Source organism: Gordonia sp. NPDC003422 (assembly GCF_053588675.1).
The window spans coordinates 54,928-72,985 of sequence record NZ_JBSFQL010000003.1; the positions used below are offsets into that span (position 1 = coordinate 54,928).

Annotated in this window: 21 protein-coding genes and 1 pseudogene; 15 read left to right on the forward strand and 7 right to left on the reverse strand. The window is 66.8% G+C overall.

Annotated elements, in window-relative coordinates:
• Positions 1-66 precede the first annotated feature (66 nt).
• The 6 genes from ACWDTF_RS03635 to ACWDTF_RS03660 all read left to right on the forward strand — a co-directional run bounded on the left by ACWDTF_RS03635 (position 67) and on the right by ACWDTF_RS03660 (position 3,746).
• Positions 67-549 carry an Lrp/AsnC family transcriptional regulator gene (locus ACWDTF_RS03635; RefSeq protein ID WP_355276005.1) on the forward strand — a complete coding sequence of 161 codons (483 nt, stop codon included), beginning with the start codon at positions 67-69 and terminating at the stop codon, positions 547-549.
• 138 nt (positions 550-687) lie between these two features.
• Positions 688-1,440, forward strand: a complete 753-nt coding sequence (locus ACWDTF_RS03640; protein WP_355276007.1) for a carbon-nitrogen hydrolase family protein — start codon at positions 688-690, stop codon at positions 1,438-1,440.
• Between the two features lie 30 nt (positions 1,441-1,470).
• Positions 1,471-2,223 carry a 4-hydroxy-tetrahydrodipicolinate reductase gene (gene dapB, locus ACWDTF_RS03645; protein WP_355276009.1) on the forward strand — a complete coding sequence of 251 codons (753 nt, stop codon included), beginning with the start codon at positions 1,471-1,473 and terminating at the stop codon, positions 2,221-2,223.
• A gap of 67 nt (positions 2,224-2,290) precedes the next feature.
• A complete protein-coding gene (locus ACWDTF_RS03650; protein ID WP_240857034.1) occupies positions 2,291-2,731 on the forward strand; it encodes a hypothetical protein in 441 nt (146 codons plus the stop codon).
• A complete protein-coding gene (locus ACWDTF_RS03655; RefSeq protein ID WP_355276011.1) occupies positions 2,728-3,297 on the forward strand; it encodes a TIGR03086 family metal-binding protein in 570 nt (189 codons plus the stop codon). The genes ACWDTF_RS03650 and ACWDTF_RS03655 overlap by 4 nt, the downstream gene beginning before the upstream one ends.
• Positions 3,298-3,344: 47 nt before the next feature.
• Positions 3,345-3,746 (forward strand): flavodoxin family protein, encoded by a 402-nt coding sequence (locus tag ACWDTF_RS03660; RefSeq protein ID WP_240857035.1) that lies wholly within the window; start codon positions 3,345-3,347, stop codon positions 3,744-3,746.
• A gap of 68 nt (positions 3,747-3,814) precedes the next feature.
• Here the strand turns inward: ACWDTF_RS03660 and ACWDTF_RS03665 are convergent.
• Positions 3,815-4,231, reverse strand: a pseudogene (locus ACWDTF_RS03665) (DUF1398 family protein); the annotation flags it as partial.
• 54 nt (positions 4,232-4,285) lie between these two features.
• Here ACWDTF_RS03665 and ACWDTF_RS03670 point away from each other — a divergent pair.
• Positions 4,286-4,717 (forward strand): MarR family winged helix-turn-helix transcriptional regulator, encoded by a 432-nt coding sequence (locus tag ACWDTF_RS03670; protein WP_355276013.1) that lies wholly within the window; start codon positions 4,286-4,288, stop codon positions 4,715-4,717.
• Between the two features lie 12 nt (positions 4,718-4,729).
• Here the strand turns inward: ACWDTF_RS03670 and ACWDTF_RS03675 are convergent, their stop codons facing one another.
• Together ACWDTF_RS03675 and ACWDTF_RS03680 are read right to left on the reverse strand one after the other, a co-directional pair.
• Positions 4,730-5,131: a hypothetical protein gene (locus tag ACWDTF_RS03675; RefSeq protein WP_240856940.1), complete on the reverse strand. Its 402-nt coding sequence runs from the start codon at positions 5,129-5,131 to the stop codon at positions 4,730-4,732.
• A gap of 171 nt (positions 5,132-5,302) precedes the next feature.
• Positions 5,303-5,695, reverse strand: a complete 393-nt coding sequence (locus ACWDTF_RS03680) for an HNH endonuclease (protein WP_240856941.1) — start codon at positions 5,693-5,695, stop codon at positions 5,303-5,305.
• Between the two features lie 127 nt (positions 5,696-5,822).
• Here ACWDTF_RS03680 and ACWDTF_RS03685 point away from each other — a divergent pair, with 127 nt between their 5' ends.
• The 3 genes from ACWDTF_RS03685 to ACWDTF_RS03695 are packed head-to-tail and all read left to right on the forward strand — an operon-like array spanning position 5,823 to position 8,379.
• A complete protein-coding gene (locus ACWDTF_RS03685) occupies positions 5,823-6,656 on the forward strand; it encodes a thymidylate synthase (protein WP_355276016.1) in 834 nt (277 codons plus the stop codon).
• Positions 6,656-7,165, forward strand: a complete 510-nt coding sequence (locus tag ACWDTF_RS03690; RefSeq protein ID WP_240856943.1) for a dihydrofolate reductase — start codon at positions 6,656-6,658, stop codon at positions 7,163-7,165. The genes ACWDTF_RS03685 and ACWDTF_RS03690 overlap by 1 nt, the downstream gene beginning before the upstream one ends.
• Positions 7,162-8,379 (forward strand): winged helix-turn-helix domain-containing protein, encoded by a 1,218-nt coding sequence (locus ACWDTF_RS03695; RefSeq protein WP_449753969.1) that lies wholly within the window; start codon positions 7,162-7,164, stop codon positions 8,377-8,379. The genes ACWDTF_RS03690 and ACWDTF_RS03695 overlap by 4 nt, the downstream gene beginning before the upstream one ends.
• Here the strand turns inward: ACWDTF_RS03695 and ACWDTF_RS03700 are convergent.
• Together ACWDTF_RS03700 and ACWDTF_RS03705 are read right to left on the reverse strand one after the other, a co-directional pair.
• Positions 8,366-9,382 (reverse strand): NADP-dependent oxidoreductase, encoded by a 1,017-nt coding sequence (locus tag ACWDTF_RS03700; protein WP_240856945.1) that lies wholly within the window; start codon positions 9,380-9,382, stop codon positions 8,366-8,368. The genes ACWDTF_RS03695 and ACWDTF_RS03700 overlap by 14 nt on opposite strands.
• Before the next feature lie 32 nt (positions 9,383-9,414).
• Complete coding sequence (locus tag ACWDTF_RS03705; RefSeq protein ID WP_449753970.1) at positions 9,415-9,798, reverse strand: DUF1304 domain-containing protein; 384 nt, start codon at positions 9,796-9,798, stop codon at positions 9,415-9,417.
• 92 nt (positions 9,799-9,890) lie between these two features.
• Here ACWDTF_RS03705 and ACWDTF_RS03710 point away from each other — a divergent pair, with 92 nt between their 5' ends.
• Both ACWDTF_RS03710 and ACWDTF_RS03715 read left to right on the forward strand, forming a co-directional pair.
• On the forward strand, positions 9,891-10,466 hold the full coding sequence (locus ACWDTF_RS03710) for a TetR/AcrR family transcriptional regulator (RefSeq protein WP_355276020.1): 576 nt from the start codon (positions 9,891-9,893) through the stop codon (positions 10,464-10,466).
• 54 nt (positions 10,467-10,520) lie between these two features.
• Positions 10,521-11,285, forward strand: a complete 765-nt coding sequence (locus ACWDTF_RS03715; RefSeq protein WP_240856948.1) for an HAD-IIB family hydrolase — start codon at positions 10,521-10,523, stop codon at positions 11,283-11,285.
• A gap of 279 nt (positions 11,286-11,564) precedes the next feature.
• On the opposite strand, the gene ACWDTF_RS03720 is transcribed toward ACWDTF_RS03715, so the two are convergent.
• Together ACWDTF_RS03720 and ACWDTF_RS03725 are read right to left on the reverse strand one after the other, a co-directional pair.
• Positions 11,565-12,410, reverse strand: a complete 846-nt coding sequence (locus ACWDTF_RS03720; RefSeq protein WP_449753971.1) for a tyrosine-protein phosphatase — start codon at positions 12,408-12,410, stop codon at positions 11,565-11,567.
• 14 nt (positions 12,411-12,424) lie between these two features.
• A complete protein-coding gene (locus ACWDTF_RS03725) occupies positions 12,425-14,185 on the reverse strand; it encodes an alkaline phosphatase D family protein (protein ID WP_240856950.1) in 1,761 nt (586 codons plus the stop codon).
• 236 nt (positions 14,186-14,421) lie between these two features.
• Here ACWDTF_RS03725 and thyX point away from each other — a divergent pair, with 236 nt between their 5' ends.
• The 3 genes from thyX to ACWDTF_RS03740 are packed head-to-tail and all read left to right on the forward strand — an operon-like array spanning position 14,422 to position 18,015.
• Complete coding sequence (gene thyX / locus ACWDTF_RS03730) at positions 14,422-15,174, forward strand: FAD-dependent thymidylate synthase (protein WP_240856951.1); 753 nt, start codon at positions 14,422-14,424, stop codon at positions 15,172-15,174.
• Between the two features lie 19 nt (positions 15,175-15,193).
• Complete coding sequence (gene dapA / locus ACWDTF_RS03735; RefSeq protein WP_433259170.1) at positions 15,194-16,099, forward strand: 4-hydroxy-tetrahydrodipicolinate synthase; 906 nt, start codon at positions 15,194-15,196, stop codon at positions 16,097-16,099.
• On the forward strand, positions 16,099-18,015 hold the full coding sequence (locus ACWDTF_RS03740; RefSeq protein ID WP_449753972.1) for a ribonuclease J: 1,917 nt from the start codon (positions 16,099-16,101) through the stop codon (positions 18,013-18,015). The genes dapA and ACWDTF_RS03740 overlap by 1 nt, the downstream gene beginning before the upstream one ends.
• Positions 18,016-18,058: the final 43 nt, after the last annotated feature.

Below are 18,058 nucleotides of genomic sequence, written 5' to 3' on the forward strand. Positions count from 1 at the left end.
ATATTGATGTATAAAATTCTCACAGATGCGGAAGCTACTGAAGATTAGCTAGATGAGGAGGTTCTGGTGCCCCCGCTTTCGAAGGATGTTCAGACCGCAGAGCTCGACGCGACCGATCGCGCGTTGCTGCGCCTGCTGCAGACCGACGCTCGCATGCCCAACAACGAGCTCGCCCAGCGGGTCGGCATCGCCCCGTCCACCTGCCACGGCCGGGTCCGGCGCCTCATCGACAGCGGGGTGATCCGAGGATTCTTCGCCGACGTCGACCCCGCGGCGGTCGGCCGTCCGCTGCGCGCCATGGTCGCAGTGAGCCTGCAATCGGATGCCCGGGGGCAGATCCGCCGGTTCGTCGGCGAGATCGCCACCCACGACGAGGTGATCGACGTCTTCTTCCTCGCCGGCACCGACGACTACCTACTCCACGTCGCCACCGCCGACACCGAGACCCTGCGTCAGTTCGTCGAAATGCTCAACGGCCGACGTGAGGTCGCGGGCACCACCACGTCACTCGTCTTCGACCATCGCCGTGGTGGCGCGCCGATCTACTGAACGTTCCGCGGAACGCACCATCCGCTGGTCGATCTCGACCAGCGTTGGGTGGCTTCCGGGCCGGCTCGAACGGTGAGGGGCCGTTCCGCGGAACGCGGTTGTGCGGTGATACAGGGACAAGTCGGCGATACTTCTGCAATGACTGGAGCAGCGAGCATCCTTCGCGTCGCTGCCGGGCAGCCCGCAGTCGTCGGGGACCTGGATTCAACAGTGGCGGCGCATGCAGCGATGATCCGTGCGGCCGCATCAGATCTGATCGTCTTTCCGGAACTGTCGCTCACCGGGTATCGCTTCGATGCCGCACTTGTGGACGTGTTGCGTGATCGTGCAGTCCTGCGGCCGCTGATCGACGCGTGCGCCGACGTGCACGGGATCGCGTTGGTCGGCGCGCCAGTCGATGGCCCGTCGATAGCCACTGTGCAGGTCGACGCGGATGGGCTGCGGATCGCTTACCGAAAGGTCAATCTGGGTGCCGGGGAGGCGCAGCACTTTCAGCGGGGTGCTGGGCCGGCCGTGATCGACGTGCACGGATGGCGTGTCGGACTGGCGATCTGCCGAGACACCGGTATCGAACAGCACACCCGAGAACTGACTGCGTTGGGCATCGATGTCTATGCGTGCGGTGTCGTGCACCACCGAAACGAGCTCGACGAGCAAGAACGTCGGGCGCAGCACATCGCGACGTCGGCAAAGGTGCCGGTGGTGTTGGCGAGCTTCGCCGGTCCGACCGGGGAGGGCTACGCCGACACCGCCGGGCAATCGTCGATCTGGGCTGAAGATGGATCGGTCATCGGCCGGGCGGGTGAGGAGCCCGGCGAGTTCACAACAGCAATCCTCCGCCGTCAGGTGCCCGCCGACCGTCGGACCCATCGGCCTCGATCACTACACTGACTTGGCGAGACCGACGACGAGAGGGCAGAGATGGCGAGCGGTATCCGGACAGGTGTGCTGGGCAGTGCCGGCAAGGTGGGCCAGGCGATCGTCGCCGCGGTCGATCGGGCCGACGATCTCACGTACACCGTCGGTGTCGACAAGGGCGATGCGCTCGAGTTCCTCACCGACACCGACACAGAGGTCGTCGTCGACTTCACCCACCCCGACGTCGTCATGGACAACCTGAAGTTCCTCATCTCCAACGGGATTCACGCTGTGGTCGGAACCACCGGCTTCACCGAGGAGCGCCTGCGCATCGTGGCGGGCTGGCTGGCCGACAGTCCCGGCACCGGCGTGCTCATCGCGCCCAACTTTGCGATCGGGGCGGTGCTGTCGATGCGGTTTGCCGCGCAGGCCGCGCGCTTCTACGACTCCGTCGAAGTGATCGAACTCCACCACCCGTACAAGGCGGACGCGCCGTCGGGAACGGCCTACCGCACGGCTGCGCTGGTGGCGCAGGCGCGTGCAGACGCGGGCGTCGGACCGAGTCCGGACGCCACCACCGAGGAACTCGACGGCGCCCGCGGTGCGGTGGTCGACGGTGTGCGTGTGCATTCGGTGCGCCTCGCCGGGCTTGTTGCCCATCAGGAGGTGCTGCTCGGTACCGAAGGGGAGACGCTGACCATCCGGCACGACTCCCTGGACCGTTCGTCGTTCGCTCCCGGTGTGTTGCTCGGTGTCCGCGAGATCGGCTCGCGTCCGGGACTCACCGTCGGCCTCGAAGAACTGATGGATCTGTGAGCCGGTGACCGGAAAACCCAAGCAGGACAAGGCTTCCCGCCCGCGCGACGCGCGGCCGATCGTGTGGATGATCGGCCTGATGGTGGTGGCTCTCGTGGTCTACTTCGTCCTGCTCGGGTGGCGGGGCATCGGGCTGATCGCCACCGGAACCGTCGCCGGGATCGGCCTGGGCATCGGCATGATCGTGCTGCCGATCATCGGGGTGTGGCTGGTCTACGCGACGCTTCGCGCCGGCATCGAGCATCAGCGTCTCGCGGCGATCATGGCCGACGAGGGCCGTGAGCTCGACGTCTCGGAGTTGCCGCGCCGTGCGTCGGGACGTATCGAACGCGACGCGGCCGATGAGCTGTTCGCCCAGGTCAAGGCGGAGTGGGAGGCCGATCCGTCCGATTGGCGCAACACCTATCGTATCGCGCGCGCCTACGACTACGCCGGAGACCGCAGTCGTGCGCGCGCAATGATGAAGCGCGCCGTCGCCCAGTTCCACGGCGAGGAGCAGCCCGGGTGACCGACACGGTTCGCGCGCTCTACGACGCCGAACAGCTCTGGGCCGACGCGCTCGCACAGGTCGGTCCGGCCGCGTTGGACCGACCAAGCGGCTGCGGTGAATGGACCAACCGCGATCTGATCAACCACACGATCGGCGGTGGCCACCGGTACGCGATGCTTCTGGCCGGTGCGAGTGCCGCGGACACGGTGGCGACGCGCGGCACCGACTACATCGTCGACGATCCGGTCGGCGAGTTCTGGACGTACGAGACCATGCTGCGTGAGGCTGCCGGCGACGCCGACCTCGATGAGCTGGTTGATCATCGCGCCGGACCGCGCCCGGGGCATCAGCTCCTGACGATGCGCGCGATGGAACTGACGCTGCACACCCACGACCTCGCGGTCGGGATCGGAATCGAGTGGGTGCCGTCGGATGCGCTGGCCGACTATGTGCTGACCGAAGCGACGCCGATCCTCGAGGAGTTCCGGGCGATGGGGATGATCGGCCCCGCGGTCGAGCCTGCATCGTCGAGCGCTGAGGATCGACTGCTGGCAATCGCGGGCCGAGCGAGGAGGACGCGGTGACGCAACTCCTGGTCGTCCATCACACGCCGTCGCCGTACTGCCAGGCGATGTTCGAGGCGGTGATCAGTGGAGCCACCGACCCCGAGATCGAAGGCGTCGACGTGGTGCGGCGGGCCGCGCTGTCGGTGTCTGCGAGCGATTTCCTCGAGGCCGACGGGTATCTGCTCGGGAGTCCGGCGAACCTCGGATACGTCAGCGGCGCACTGAAACACGCCTTCGACGTGAGCTACTACCAGATCCTCGATTCGACGAAAGGCCGTCCGTTCGGTCTCTACCTACATGGCAACGAGGGCACCGAGGGCGCGGAGAAAGCGGTGGACTCGATCACCACCGGATTGGGTTGGACCAAGGCGGCCGAGTACGTCACCGTCTCGGGCAAACCGTCGAAGGACGACCTCGAGGCGTGCTGGGAACTCGGAGCGACTGTCGCCGCTGCGCTGATGGGTTGATTGGTGGCCTGCCCGTCAGGTGAAAGCTCCACTGCTGCATAGTGCTCGACGTAGCTCTCGTCGTGCAGACCGAAGTAGGTGCACGTCCTGTTCTCGAGGTCGACGACGTAGCGAATCACACCGGCGCGCCATGTGGCTGCGGCAAACTCGGGAAAGGTTGTCCGGCCCGCCTGATCGGCGCGCAGTGCCGCGATGAGGGCTGTGCTGTCGAATGACGGAACCTCGGCCATCCCGTCGATCAGCGGCGTGCCTTGGACGACGACAGGGCCCAGATCGGTCTCATAGAGACTCTGCATCGCCGGAAGCCACCAGGTGTTTGTGCGGACGCCCGCGCGGCGCAGTGTCTCCGCCAGATGGGGGAAACCGTGGATCGCTGGGCGATTCGCGACGGCATCCTGCTGTGCGCGTTGAAGATTCGTCAGCGCTGTGGTCATGGGGTTCTCCGATGCGAGGGTGTGGCGACATCCGGCCGGTGAGCCGGACATTGACAACACTACGCCATATTGACAACATCTTGTCAAGATCGGAAAGGGGATCTCATGGCAGACGAGATGGCATTGCTGGTGGCCGACGTCTTCGAACTCGCCGACCTGTTGCGACGCTCGGGTGAAGCTGTTGCGGCAGAGGAAGGCCAAACGCAGGCGCGATGGCAGTTGCTCAGCGCGGTCTCCGAGCGGTCGTTGACCGTTCCCCAAGCGGCTCGCCGCCTTGGTGTGACACGTCAAGGCGTGCAGCGTGTGGCAAACGATCTGGTCGCCGCCGGACTGGCTGAGTTGAGAGCGAACCCCGACCACCGGACGTCACCACTGTTGGAAACGACCGAGAACGGTCGTGAAGTGCTCCGGGCGATCACCGCCCGCGCAGCAGTCGTCAACGACCGTCTCGCCGACACCGTGGAGCCCGCAGAGTTGGCGTCGACCCGCGACACCCTGAAGCGGCTGATCGTGGCGCTGAAGGCGGAAGAGTTGTGATCGTGCGGGCGATCAGCGCAGTCGGTCGCCCGCCGGCAGCCATGACTCCGGGCACATGCCGGTGTTGAGAATGCGCGCCGCGTCCCGAGCGATGTCGGGGCTGTAGAAGCCGACGACCCGCTCGTCGTCGACGGTCGAACGGACCTCGTAGTGGCGGGCACCGACGCTGTCCTCGACCGCGACCACCCGGTAGGTGTGGGTGGGCAGTGCGCTGACCGCGTCGGCGCGCGCGCCGCGAAGGGCGGCGTCGATCGCGGCGTCGGGAAGACCCGAAACGCGAGCCGCGGCGACGAGGTCGCTGACCGAGGAGGCCAGGGCAACCGCTTCGTCGGAAGTCGCGGGTGCGGTGCGGGCTGCGCACGCCGTGTGCGTGATCTGGGTGATCAGAGTGGTGGCAGGGGTGGGGTGCGTCATGAAGTTCCTCTGGGTTTGCCGGATGCTCGTGGCTCCGGGTCCGAGCAGCGCTCTGGCCTTGTGGGCTGGAGTCGTGGTGCTCGGGGTGGTCATGGCGGCATCGTTGCCTCGTGACTTCCAACGCCCATTCTCGGCCGCGCAGTTCCGCAGAGCGCCCCCACGCCGCTCATCTCACAGGCTTGCGTCCGTGGTGTCCGGGCCCACATCCGGCTCGGCAGGACTCGAGATGAGTGCGCGCGAGATCTCCATCTGGCGCACGAGGAAGGCCTTCTCGTCGAGCTTCTTGCGACGCATCCAGGTCGTCACCTCGGTGTTGCACTTGCTGGCATTGCACGACCCGCAGCAGGGCACCACGTTGGCCAGCGTGTAGCTGCCGCCGCGCGAGATGGCGAGCATGCAGTCGCGCTGCAGCGGGGTGCCCGACGCCCCGCAGTACGCACACCCGCCCCACGCTGTCGTGAGTGCGGCCCACTGCACGTCGGTGAGATCGTTGTCGCGAGCGGCGACGCGCAATCGCCGACGGCGGGCGTAGCGATTGGCACGAGTACGACTCCGGGGAGGCACGGTTGGAGGGTACCTCGTCAGTCACGTGCGCCTCAGATGTCACACGCGAGTGATCTCGACACGGTGCCTCGCCCTGTGGGGCTCGGTACCGGCTCGATCAGCGGGTGTGGCTCTACACTGGATGATCGTGAGCACGGCGATCCGCGACATCTCCTCGACCGAGACCATCCCGACTCCGTACGAGGATCTGTTGGCGCTGGTCCTCGACTCGGGGACGCCGAAGGCCGATCGCACCGGCACCGGTACCCGGAGTCTGTTCGGGCACCAGCTCCGCTACGACCTGTCGGCGGGGTTCCCGCTCATCACCACCAAGAAGGTGCACCTCAAGTCGATCGTCTACGAGTTGCTGTGGTTCCTGCGCGGCGACTCGAACGTGCGCTGGCTGCAGGAGCGCGGCGTCACCATCTGGGATGAGTGGGCCGACGTGCAGGGTGAGCTCGGGCCTGTGTACGGCGTCCAGTGGCGTAGCTGGCCCACTCCGTCGGGTGAGCACATCGACCAGATCTCGGCCGCCCTCGACCTGCTCAAGACGAACCCGGATTCGCGGCGCAACATCGTGTCGGCCTGGAATGTGGGGGAGATCCCGCAGATGGCGTTGCCGCCGTGCCACGCCTTCTTCCAGTTCTACGTCGCCGACGGCAAACTCTCCTGCCAGCTGTATCAGCGCAGCGCCGACCTCTTCCTCGGCGTCCCGTTCAACATCGCGTCCTACGCGTTGCTGACCCACATGATGGCGCAGCAGGCGGGACTCGACGTCGGCGAATTCGTCTGGACCGGCGGTGATTGCCACATCTACGACAACCACGTCGACCAGGTTCGGCTGCAACTTTCCCGCGAACCGTTCGCGTACCCGACACTGCAACTGCGGCAGCGTGATTCGATCTTCGACTACGAGTTCGACGACATCGAGATCGTCGGCTATCAATGTCACCCGGGGATCAAGGCGCCGGTGGCGGTCTGATGGCCGCCACCATCACACTGCTGTGGGCGCAAGACCGCGTCGGCGCGATCGGCCGTGACTCGACCATCCCGTGGCGGGTCCCCGAGGACATGCGTCGCTTCCGGGAGCTCACCGGCGCCGACCCCGTGATCATGGGCCGCAAGACGTGGGAATCGCTACCGGCCCGGTTCCGCCCCTTGCCCGGTCGTCGGAATGTGGTGATCACCCGGTCGGCGACGTATACGGCCGACGGCGCGGAGATCGTGCACACCGTCGACGATGCGCTCGCGCTGGTCGACGGTCCGGTGACCGTGATCGGCGGTGGCCAGATCTACGAGGCGTCGATGGAGATCGCGACACATCTGCGGGTCACCGAGATCGACATCCTGGTGGAGGGCGCGGACGCGTTTGCACCGGAGATCGACCCATACCGCTGGGACACCGCAGGTGCGGGCGAATGGCTGTCGTCGACGACCGGCCTGCGCTATCGCTTTGTCGACTACGTCCGGCACGCGCTCGTGCGCGGATGAGCCGAGGCGATCTCTCGCTCGCGCAGGCGCGCCGAATCGTGCTCGCCGCACAAGGATTCACGGACAAGCCACCGACGGCCGATCCGACCCTCACGCACCTGAAACGCGTCATAGGGCGGACGCGACTCTTCCAGATGGACTCGGTGAACATTGCCGCTCGAGCCCATTACATGCCGATGTTCAGCCGGCTCGGACCTTACGACCGGGACCTGCTCGACCGCGCGGCCTGGCGACCATGTCGCGGCAACCGCCTCCTCGTCGAGTACTGGGCACACGAGGCCGCGCTGATCCCGATCGAGGACTGGCCGCTGTTCGGTTGGCGCCGAGACGAATTCCGCGGTGGACGCTACCGCTACACGCGCGAGGTGATGAAACGCAACCGCGACCTCGCCACCGATGTGCACGCCGTCATCGCCGAACGTGGGCCGAGCACACCCAAGCAGATCGAGGAGACCCTCGGCATCGAGCGACCGGCCGGTATTCCGGGCGGTTGGTGGCACCGCGGCGAGGTCAAGCACGTCTGTGAGGCGATGTTCGCGGCGGGCGACCTGTCGGCTGTTCGCAACGAGAACTTCGTGCGCCACTACGATCTCACCGAACGCGTCGTCGGTGCTGAACTCGCCGGTCTGCAGGTGTCGAAAGAGGACGCGCACCGAGAACTCACCGCACGTGCCGCCGCTGCACTCGGTGTCGCCACCGCCGCGGACCTCGCCGACTATTACCGCACCAAGACGGCCGACGTCCGGCCCGCGATCGCCGACCTCGTCGCCGCCGGACAACTTGTCCCGGTGCAGGTCGACGGCTGGCGCGACGAGGCGTATCTGCATGCGGGAGTGCGTATCCCGCGTCGAGTCGACAGCGGGGCGATCCTGTCGCCCTTTGACCCGCTCGTCTTCTTCCGGCCCCGCGCCGAACGACTCTTCGGCTTCCGCTACCGCATCGAGATCTACGTTCCCGAACACAAACGGGTACACGGGTATTACGTGCTGCCGTACCTTCTTGGCGACGACATCGTCGCACGCGTCGACCTCAAGGCCGATCGCAAGTCGGGGGTGCTCCAGGTACTCGGCGCGTTCCTGGAGAGCGGACGCCCGGAAACCGTTGTCGCGGAGCGCCTCTCCGCTGATCTGCAGCAGATGGCCACATGGCTTGGCCTCGACGCGGTGCACATCGGCGATCGCGGCGATCTGGCCGACGCCCTCAGGACGTCCTGACCACCATCTTCCCGGTGTTCGCGCCGCGCATCAGGCCGAGGAAAGCGTCGACCGCGTTGTCGATTCCCTCGACCACGGTCTCGTCGTGGACAACCTTGCCCTCGGCAAACCACTGGCTCATCGTGGCGGTGAACTCGGGGGCCTGGTCGAGGTAGTGGCCGATGGTGAATCCGGTGAGTGTCAGTCCGCGAGTGATGATGTTGGCCATGTTCGACGGACCCGGCGTCGGAGATGTGTTGTTGTACTGCGCAATTGCACCGCACAGTGCTGCTCGGCCGCCGTCGTTGAAGGAATCGAGTGCGGCCTCGAGATGGTCGCCTCCGACGTTGTCGAAGTAGACGTCGATGCCGTCCGGAGCGGCAGCTCGCAGCTGTTTGCGCACGCTCGGTCCGTCCTTGTAGTTGAACGCCGCGTCGTAGCCGTAGCGCTCGGTCAGCAGCGCGACCTTCTCGGCGGAACCAGCAGATCCAATGACCCGACCGGCACCCTTGAGCCGTGCGATCTGACCGGCGGCCGTCCCGACGGCACCGGCCGCTCCGGAAATGAAGACGGTGTCGCCGGGCTGCATCGCCGCGACCGTCAGCAGCCCGACGTAGGCGGTGAGGCCGGTCATGCCGAGCATGCCGAGGTAGACCGACGACGCGACGCCCTCGGGCGGTTCGGGGACAACGCGGAAGCCGGCCGCGTCCTCCTGGACCACGTCACGCCAGCCGTACTGATGTGACACCAGGGAGCCGACGGGGAACTCGTCGACCGTGGTCTCCACGACACGTCCGACCGCACCGCCGGTCATGGTCTCGCCCAGTGCGAACGGCGGAATGTAACTGCGCGTGTCGATCATCCGGCCGCGCATGTACGGGTCGACCGACACGAACTCGTTGACCACCCGCACCTGTCCGGGGCGAAGGGGGCCGTATTCGATGGTGACCGTGCGGAAGTCGTCGGCGGTCGGCCAGCCGACCGGGCGGTTGACCAGCTGGATGTGAGTGCTGTTGTGCGACATGGGGACCTTTCGTCGAGTCGAGATGAGCGGCGTCAGAGAGCGGAGCCTGCCAGCGCCACGAGCGCGAGCAGGGGAGCGGCCAACTGAATCAGCGCGGGACGGGTCTTGGTGCGGTCGGAGGCCAGCAGGACGACGCCGGCGAGCGTCATCGATCCGCATCCCGCGATGACCAGGGTCGCGCCGACCGCCGACTGATCGAGGAACAGCGCGACCGCGCCGGCGGCCGCGATCACGGCCAGGAAGAGGTTGTAGAAACCCTGGTTGAAGGCGAGTTGGCGTGTCTCGACGGCCTGAGCCTCGGTGGTCCCGAAGACCGCCCGGCCCCGTGGCGTGGTCCACCACACCGACTCGAGCACAAAGATGTACACGTGAATCGCGGCGGCGACCAGGGCCAAGATGGCGGCGACGACCAACATGGGTTCGACTCCTTTTGTGGACTACTCGTTACACAATACGGCTATACTGGTGGTTGGACAAGCAGCGACGTGTACGACGGGGGAACGAGGTCATGGGAAGGTCACCTGGTTATGACACCGCCGAGGTGGTGGCTGCCGCGCGGAATCTGTTTTGGGACAAGGGCTTCGACGCGGTGTCGGTCAGCGATGTCGAGCGGGCGACCGGACTCTCGCGCTCGAGCGTCTACCACGCGTTCGGGAGCATGCGGGGACTTTTCGATGCGGCGGTGCGGGACTATCTCGACGTCGTCGTCCGTCCCCGGCTGCGTCCCTTGCAGGCCGATCGGGTGGATCCCGACGCCCTCGTCGAGTATCTGACCGGCCTGTCGGCCGCGATCGCCCGACTCGGCGACGCGAACGAACCCACCGGTTGCCTACTGGTCGCGACGACGGCGACCACTCTCAACGACGATGCCGCCGTCCGTGGCGTCATCGCCGCCTACCACGCCGAACTGCTGGCGGCGATATCGGCGGGGGTGGCCGCGCGATTGCCCGCCGCGCACGCCGCCGACGTGATGTCACGGGCGCGCTCGATCGCGGGCGCGGTCATCGCCGCCATGACACTGGCGCGGGTGAATCGTCTCGAAGCGGTGCGTCTCCTCGAGGTGACAGTGGACACAATCGGGTGATTGCGCTGCGATCCCGCCGCGCATCGCACTCGCGGGGGATGACATGCTTGCGCCATGACGGTTTCGTATCAGGGCAGTGAGTACCGCCTGGTGATGTTCGACCTCGACGACACCCTGGCACCGTCCAAGAGTCCCCTGGCCGACGACATGGTGGCACTATTGCGCCGCATGCTCGACCGCAGCCTCGGCTGCATCATCTCCGGTGGCCGCTTCGGCCAGTTCCAGACCCAGGTCCTCGACCGGCTCGGTGAGTTCGACGCCATGGGGAACCTCCACCTCATGCCGACCTGCGGCACGCAGTACGTGCGGTGGTCGGGTTCGGAATGGGAGACCGTCTACGCCGAATACCTGAGCGACGACGAGAAGAAGCGCACCCTCGACGTCCTGGAGACAGGTGCACGCGAACTCGGGCTCTGGGAAGCCGAGACGTGGGGACCCATCCTCGAAGACCGGGGCAGCCAGATCACCTTCAGTGCGCTCGGACAGTCCGCGCCGGTCGACGCGAAGTCCGCCTGGGACCCCGACGGCGCCAAGAAGGAATCACTACGCGCCTATGCCGCGGAACTGTTGCCCGACCTCGAGGTGCGCAGCGGCGGTTCGACGTCGGTCGACGTCACCAAGAAGGGCATCGACAAGGCCTACGGCGCGAACAAACTCATGGAGATCCTCGACCTCGGGGTCGACGACATCCTGTTCTTCGGCGACCGCCTCGACGAGGGCGGCAACGACTACCCGGTGAAAGCGCTCGGGATCGAGTCCATCGCAGTGCACGGGTGGCCCGACACCTACGCCAAGCTGTCGGCGATCGTCGACGGCTAATCGCTGGGCCTTCACGCCGGCTGATCTCCTGCTGATTGAGTAGCCGAGCCCCATAGGGCGAGGTGTATCGAAATCCGACAAGGTGGATGTGTCCGCAGCCCAGTGGTCGCTGACGTTGTCGGCTCCCGAGGTTTCGATACGCGGCGGGCTCGCAAGCTCGCTCGTCGCTACTCAACCAGCGGGGTGGTGGCGACTCAACCAGCAGGTGGTAGGAGGTGCGGGCGATGCAGGGCCCGCGAGTCGTCGCAGTTCAGGAGGCCTAAGACAGTACTCTTCGGATCAGCCGCCGATGGTCAACACGCTGAAGGACGACCTGTACGGAGACTTCAACAACTGACTCTTCAGGGCTGCGATGTCCCGCGAGGTGAGGCGCAGGCCGCGTCGGACGTAGTTGTCGAAGCTGCCGTAGACCCGGTCCGCGGTGGCGAAGGCGGTGCGCAGCCAGGCGATGTTGACGCCGTTCAACCGATCCGCCGGGCTGGTGTGCCGGAAGGTGTTGCTGGCCAGATAATCTCGTTCGACGCCTGCGCGGTCGACGCCGAGAAGCGTGAGCAGCACTGCCGACGCCCAGCCGGTGCGGTCCTTGCCCGCCGAGCAGTGAAACAGTACCGAGTTGTCGCTTGCGGTGGTGCGTTTGATCTCCAGCAGGGTGTCTCGGAATGCCCGTCGCGCACCGGGATCGGTGACGAAGGCCCTGTAGGCACTCGACAGGTCGACCAGGGTGGTCGGGGATGCGCCGCCCAAGACGTCGAACACCTTGGTGGTGGCGCCCGGAACCGGACGGTCGGGCTGGAGCGCACGTTCGATCTGGGTGCGCAGATCGATCACGGTTCGCACCCGACGCTGCGCGAGGGTGCGACCATCGGCCGGTGTGATCGCGGACAGGTTGTCGCTGCGGATCACCAGGTCGTCGACGTAACGGCCGTCCGCGGCACGGTAGTACGCCAACGTCCGGGTGTTCTCGGTGCCGGTCAGCTGCACCGCGTGCACCGCGAGGTCGGCGGGCAGGGCATGCGCCGTGCCGGTGAGCGGGGACCCGACCACAGCCGGGGTGGCAATCAGCGTCGCGACGGCAGCCAGGCTCGCGACTGCGGTACCGATACGTCGGGTGAAAGTCGTTGACATCGTTGTCCTCTCGTTCAGCGGGCCGGACGCGCGACGGGTTGGACGCGTTGCGATCCGCTGCCGACCCGGAACGACCGCGCGTAGGTCTGGCCGGTGTTCGGATCGGTCTTCTCGTTCACGAAGAACCAGTCCATCTGGGTGGCGTTTCGTGTGACAGTCAGGACCGCGTATCCGTGGGCGTCGAAATCATTCCATCGCACATGGTGATTGGCGGTCATGAAGGCGGGCGGCACGGCCGCGCCGAGTGTGTTGGCCGGCACCTTCAGGATGTCGTCGATGTTGCTGGACGTCACGGAGGTGACGACGAGTTCGGTTGCGACGCTGCCACTCCCGGGGTACGTCGCGGCATCCACCGGAATGTCGCACGCCCAGGACGAATGGATGTCGCCGGTGATGAACACGACGTTGTCGATGTTGTTGGCGCGCAACGTATTCAGGAGTCGTTTGCGGTCGGCGGTGTACCCGTCCCATTGATCGGGGTTGTAGGGCACGCCGGCGCCCGGAACCCCGAGGAGGTCGGTCACCGCGGCGGTGGTCCTGGGTTCGAGCGGCGGAATGAGCACCGGCGTGATCATCACCGGGTTGCCGACGATGCGCCATCGGGTGTCGGAGGTGACCAAACCTCTGGTGAGCCAATCCATCTGAGCGCGGCCCGTGATCGAGCGGCCGGGATCGTCGATCTTGCGCGAGGTCGCCGGCACCTGGACGTCGCGGTAGGTGCGCAGGTCGAGCATCGACAGTTCCAGCAGCGTCCCGAACCGCAGACGGCGGTACAGGTGACGTCCGCCCGCATCGACCACCGGACGTACCGGCATCCATTCGTAGTACGCCCGCTCGGAAGCCGCTTTGCGCGCCGCCCACGACCCCTCGTTGCGCTGGTGATTCTCCGCGCCGCCCGACCAGGCGTCGTTGGCGGACTCGTGGTCGTCCCACGTGCAGATCCACGGATGCATGATGTGGAGCCGCGCAAGGTCGGGGTCGGTCTTGTACTGGGCGTGCCGCATCCGGTAGTCGCGCAGGCTGACGGTCTCGTTGCGCGGTGAATGCGTGCGTACCGGGCCGGTCTTGCCGGTGTAGCCGCCGGTCTCGTACTCGTAGATGTAGTCGCCGAGGTGGACGATCGCGGTGAGATCCGGCTGCCCGGCCAAATGGCGATACGCGCCGAAATAGCCTGCCTCCCAGTTGGAGCAGGAGACCACTCCGAACCGCACCGAGCCGACGTCGGCTCCGGTGGCTGGAGCGCTGCGGGTGCGGCCGGTCGGCGACACCGCGCCCGACGCCGGACCGGACACGACGCGGAACCGATAGAAGTAGCGGGTGTCCGGGGCCAGTCCGGCGGCGTCGACCTTCACGGTGAAGTCGGTGTCCGTCGTGGCGGTGCGACGTCCGGTGGCGACCACTGTCCCGAACGACGCATCGCGCGCCACTTCCCAGACCACGTCGGCCGCCGGACCGATGCCCGAGCCAGGTGTCGCGGCCGGGGTCGGCGTCACCCGAGTCCACAGGATGACGCGGTCGGGGAGCGGGTCGCCGGACGCGACCCCGTGCGCGAACACGCCTCGGGCCGGCGCCGACGACGCCGGCGCTGATGCCTGACCGAGGACTGCCGCGGTCCCCGCGACCGCGACCCCGGAGCGCAGGAAAGTACGTCGTGATGTTCCCGCACGCTCGTTGGCGTTCGGTGTCTGTGGTGAAATCTTCGCCCCCGAAAGAGTTGTCACCGACGACCCGGCAGAGCCGGGATATCGGTGGGCTGCCGACACATGCGCGCTCATGATGCGCCGCCGCAGCAGGAGAGGCGAGCGTGTCCTGCCTCACTGCCGACGCTGCGCTGGGGACTTTACCGCCCGGTCGCCGAAGGTTCACCGAAACCTCGCCGACGGCGCGGTCCCGGCGACCTGATCGGCCCTCGGAGGACTCCGGCTGCGGGGTGGCGGCGACCGGAGTCCTCCGGTGGGGGACAATCGAGCGGGCTGAAAACCGTCAGCGGGGCGAGAAACGGAGGCGCGGCGTGTCGGAACTGGTGCCGCTCAAGGTGAAGATGGTGGCCGTGACGCAGTTCTCACCGCCTGAGGACGTCTCGTGGAGCACCGACGCCGACGGCGGTGAGGCGCTCGTCGAGTTCGCCGGTCGCGCCTGTTACGAGAGTTGGGACAAGCCCAACCCGCGGACCGCGACCAACGCCGGCTACCTGCGCCACATCCTGGAGGTCGGGCACCTGTCGCTGCTCGAACACGCGTCGGTCACCTTCTACATCACCGGCATCTCGCGGTCGTGCACACACGAACTCATCCGGCACCGGCACTTCTCGTATTCGCAGCTGTCCCAACGGTTCGTCCCCGAACACGATTCGAACGTCGTGGCACCCCCGGCCATCGTGGGTGATCCCGAGCTCGAGGCGAAGTTCACCGCGGCCACCGACGCGAGCCGCGCGGCCTACACCGAACTGCTGACGGCACTCGAGGCGAAGTTCGCGGATGTACCGAACGCCATCCTCCGCCGGAAACAGGCCCGGCAGGCGGCTCGGTCGGTGCTGCCGAACGCCACCGAGACCAAGATCGTCGTCACCGGCAACTACCGGTCCTGGCGGCATTTCGTCGGAATGCGGGCCACCGAGCACGCGGATGTGGAGATCCGACAGCTCGCGATCGAGTGTCTGCGTCAGCTCATGGCGGTGGCGCCGACCGTTTTCGGGGACTTCGAGATCGGGACGCTCTCCGACGGAACAGAGGTCGCGACCTCACCATTCGTGCTCGAAGGCTGAGACGGTAGCCTTGAGCACCATGAACGCCGTCTCCGAACAGCTGCACACGCATCCCTTCGGGACCAATGTCGTGGCAATGGTGACCCCATTCACACCCGACGGTGCACTCGACCTCGACAAGGCCGCGGAGCTGGCCGATCACCTCGTCGCCAAGGGCTGCGACGGACTTGTCGTGTCGGGCACCACCGGTGAATCGCCGACGACCACCGTGCCCGAGAAGCTCGACCTGCTGCGCGTCGTCCTCGATGCGGTCGGTGACCGTGCGCGGATCACCCAGGGCGCGGGCAGTTACGACACCGCCGAGAGCGTGCGGTTCGCCGTCGAGTCCGAGAAGGTCGGCGCACACGCACTGCTCGTGGTGACCCCTTACTACTCGAAGCCGCCGCAGGCTGGTCTGCTCGCGCACTTCCGGACCGTCGCCGATGCGACCGACCTGCCCGTGCTGCTCTACGACATCCCACCGCGTTCGGTGGTGCCGATCGCGAACGAGACGATGCTGGCCCTGTCCGAACACCCGAAGATCAAGGGCGTCAAAGATGCCAAGGGCGATCTGCATTCGGCCGCCGGGATCATCGCGTCCACGGAGCTGGAGTATCTCTCGGGCGAGGACGCACTGAACCTGCCGTGGTTGTCGATCGGTGCGACCGGATTCGTCAGCGTGATCGGGCATCTGGTCGCTGATCGCCTGCGCGACATGCAGATCGCCGTCGAAAAGGGCGACCTCGCGGCTGCCCGCACCTTGAACACGTCGATGCTGCCCCTGGTGAACGCGATGGGCCGGCTCGGTGGCGTGACCATGGTCAAGGCGTCGCTCCGCATACTCGGCATCGATGTCGGGGACCCGCGATTGCCGCAGGTTCCCGCCGATGGACCGCAAATCGAATTGCTCATCGCCGATCTCCGCGCCGCGGGTCTGTTGAACTGATGACCGGCCCCGATCGTCAGCCGCCCAATCGCCGCCGCGCAGCGACCCGCAAGGCCGGGCCGCCCGAGCAGCCGCCCGCCGAGCCCGCGCGCAACGCCGATGGTGGTCGTGGCAAAGGGCCCAAACATGCTGTGAATCAACCGGAATCGGGTGGCGCCAAATCGTCGCGACGCAAGGGACGTCACGAGCGCGGGGAGTCTCGTCCGGCCGCTCGGCCGACCGCCGAACCGGTGACGCAGCCGGGTGGTACGCCGCGGCGACTGCCGCGTGGCGCGCTACGGGTGGTCGCGCTCGGCGGCATCGGTGAGATCGGCCGCAACATGACCGTCTTCGAATACGGCGGCCGCCTGCTCATCGTCGACTGCGGCGTGCTGTTCCCCGAGGACGCCCAGCCCGGCGTCGACCTGATCCTGCCGGACTTCCGCTACATCGAAGACCGAATGGACGATGTCGATGCGGTGATCCTCACCCATGGTCACGAAGACCACATCGGCGCCATCCCGTTCCTCCTGCGCCTGCGGGGCGACATCCCGGTCATCGGGTCGAAGTTCACGCTGGCGCTGGTCGAAGCCAAGTGTCGCGAGCACCGGCTGCGGCCGCGTCTGGTGGAGGTTCGTGAGGGCGAACGCACCACGCATGGACCGTTCGAATGCGAGTACTTCGCGGTCAACCACTCGATCCCGGACGCGATCGCGGTCGCCATCCGCACCCCGGCGGGCGTCGTCCTGCACACCGGCGACATCAAACTCGACCAGCTGCCACTCGACGGTCGGCTCACCGACCTGGCCGGCTTCAGCCGACTCGGCGACGAAGGGGTCGACCTGTTCCTGGTGGACTCCACCAACGCCGAGGTGCCCGGGTTCGTGACGCCGGAGCGCCAGATCGGCAGCGTGCTCGACCAGGTCATCGGCAAGGCCAAGCAACGCGTGATCGTGGCCTCCTTCGCCAGCCACGTCCACCGCATCCAGCAGATCATCGACGTCGCCGACGCCCACAACCGTCGGGTCACCTTCGTCGGGCGGTCGATGGTGCGCAACATGCAGATCGCACAGGACCTCGGCTATCTGCGGGTGCCCGACGGTGTGGTGGTGGACCTCGACACCGCCGCGACCCTGCCGGACCATCGGGTGGTGCTGATCTCGACCGGCTCGCAGGGCGAACCGCTCTCGGCGCTGTCGCGGATGGCGCGTGGCGAGCACCGGCAGATCAACATCCGCGCCGACGACCTCGTCGTCCTCGCGTCGTCGCTGATCCCGGGCAACGAGAACTCGGTGTTCGCGGTGGTGAACGGTCTCGCCAAGCGCGGAGCGACCGTGATCACCCAACAGAGCGCCAAGGTGCACGTGTCCGGTCACGCCTCGGCGGGCGAACTGCTCTATCTGTACAACGCCGTCCGGCCGTCGAACGTGATGCCGGTGCACGGCGAATGGCGACACCTGCGCGCCAACGCCGCACTCGCCGTCGCGACCGGAGTCCCGGAGGACCGGGTGGTGCTCGCCGAGGACGGGGTCGTCGTCGACCTGGTCGACGGTCGGGCCGAGATCGTCGGACGCGTTCCGGTCGGCCATGTCTACGTCGACGGACTGTCGGTGGGCGACGTCGGCGAGTCGACGTTGTCCGAGCGACTCGTGCTCGGTGAGGGCGGATTCATCGCCATCACCGTCGCCGTCGATGCGACCACCGGCCGACCGGTCAGTGCTCCCGAGGTGTCCGGGCGCGGGTTCTCCGACGATCCCAGCGCACTCAAAGAGGCCGCGGATCTGGTCAACAAGACCCTCGATGCCCTCGCCGCCGAGGGCGTGGCCGACACGCACCGCATCGCGCAGACCATCCGCCGCACCGTCGGCCGCTGGGTGTCCGACACGTACAGACGCAGGCCGATGATCGTGCCGACAGTGCTCGCGGTGAACGGCTAGCCCCTGCTTGGGACGATGTTCCGCACACGTTCCTTTGTCGGGC

Bases quoted from the DNA above. Each gene is read 5' to 3' on its own strand.
- ACWDTF_RS03660 (WP_240857035.1), top strand. From the start codon at position 3,345: ATGTTCGAGGCGGTGATCAGTGGAGCCACCGACCCCGAGATCGAAGGC.
- ACWDTF_RS03690 (WP_240856943.1), top strand. From the start codon at position 6,656: ATGGCCGCCACCATCACACTGCTGTGGGCGCAAGACCGCGTCGGCGCG.
- ACWDTF_RS03675 (WP_240856940.1), bottom strand. From the start codon at position 5,131: ATGACGCACCCCACCCCTGCCACCACTCTGATCACCCAGATCACGCAC.
- ACWDTF_RS03670 (WP_355276013.1), top strand. From the start codon at position 4,286: ATGGCAGACGAGATGGCATTGCTGGTGGCCGACGTCTTCGAACTCGCC.
- ACWDTF_RS03740 (WP_449753972.1), top strand. From the start codon at position 16,099: ATGACCGGCCCCGATCGTCAGCCGCCCAATCGCCGCCGCGCAGCGACC.
- ACWDTF_RS03715 (WP_240856948.1), top strand. From the start codon at position 10,521: ATGACGGTTTCGTATCAGGGCAGTGAGTACCGCCTGGTGATGTTCGAC.
- ACWDTF_RS03710 (WP_355276020.1), top strand. From the start codon at position 9,891: ATGGGAAGGTCACCTGGTTATGACACCGCCGAGGTGGTGGCTGCCGCG.
- dapB (WP_355276009.1), top strand. From the start codon at position 1,471: ATGGCGAGCGGTATCCGGACAGGTGTGCTGGGCAGTGCCGGCAAGGTG.
- ACWDTF_RS03695 (WP_449753969.1), top strand. From the start codon at position 7,162: ATGAGCCGAGGCGATCTCTCGCTCGCGCAGGCGCGCCGAATCGTGCTC.
- dapA (WP_433259170.1), top strand. From the start codon at position 15,194: ATGAACGCCGTCTCCGAACAGCTGCACACGCATCCCTTCGGGACCAAT.
- ACWDTF_RS03720 (WP_449753971.1), bottom strand. From the start codon at position 12,410: ATGTCAACGACTTTCACCCGACGTATCGGTACCGCAGTCGCGAGCCTG.
- ACWDTF_RS03640 (WP_355276007.1), top strand. From the start codon at position 688: ATGACTGGAGCAGCGAGCATCCTTCGCGTCGCTGCCGGGCAGCCCGCA.
- ACWDTF_RS03650 (WP_240857034.1), top strand. From the start codon at position 2,291: ATGATCGGCCTGATGGTGGTGGCTCTCGTGGTCTACTTCGTCCTGCTC.
- ACWDTF_RS03725 (WP_240856950.1), bottom strand. From the start codon at position 14,185: ATGAGCGCGCATGTGTCGGCAGCCCACCGATATCCCGGCTCTGCCGGG.
- ACWDTF_RS03700 (WP_240856945.1), bottom strand. From the start codon at position 9,382: ATGTCGCACAACAGCACTCACATCCAGCTGGTCAACCGCCCGGTCGGC.
- ACWDTF_RS03705 (WP_449753970.1), bottom strand. From the start codon at position 9,798: ATGTTGGTCGTCGCCGCCATCTTGGCCCTGGTCGCCGCCGCGATTCAC.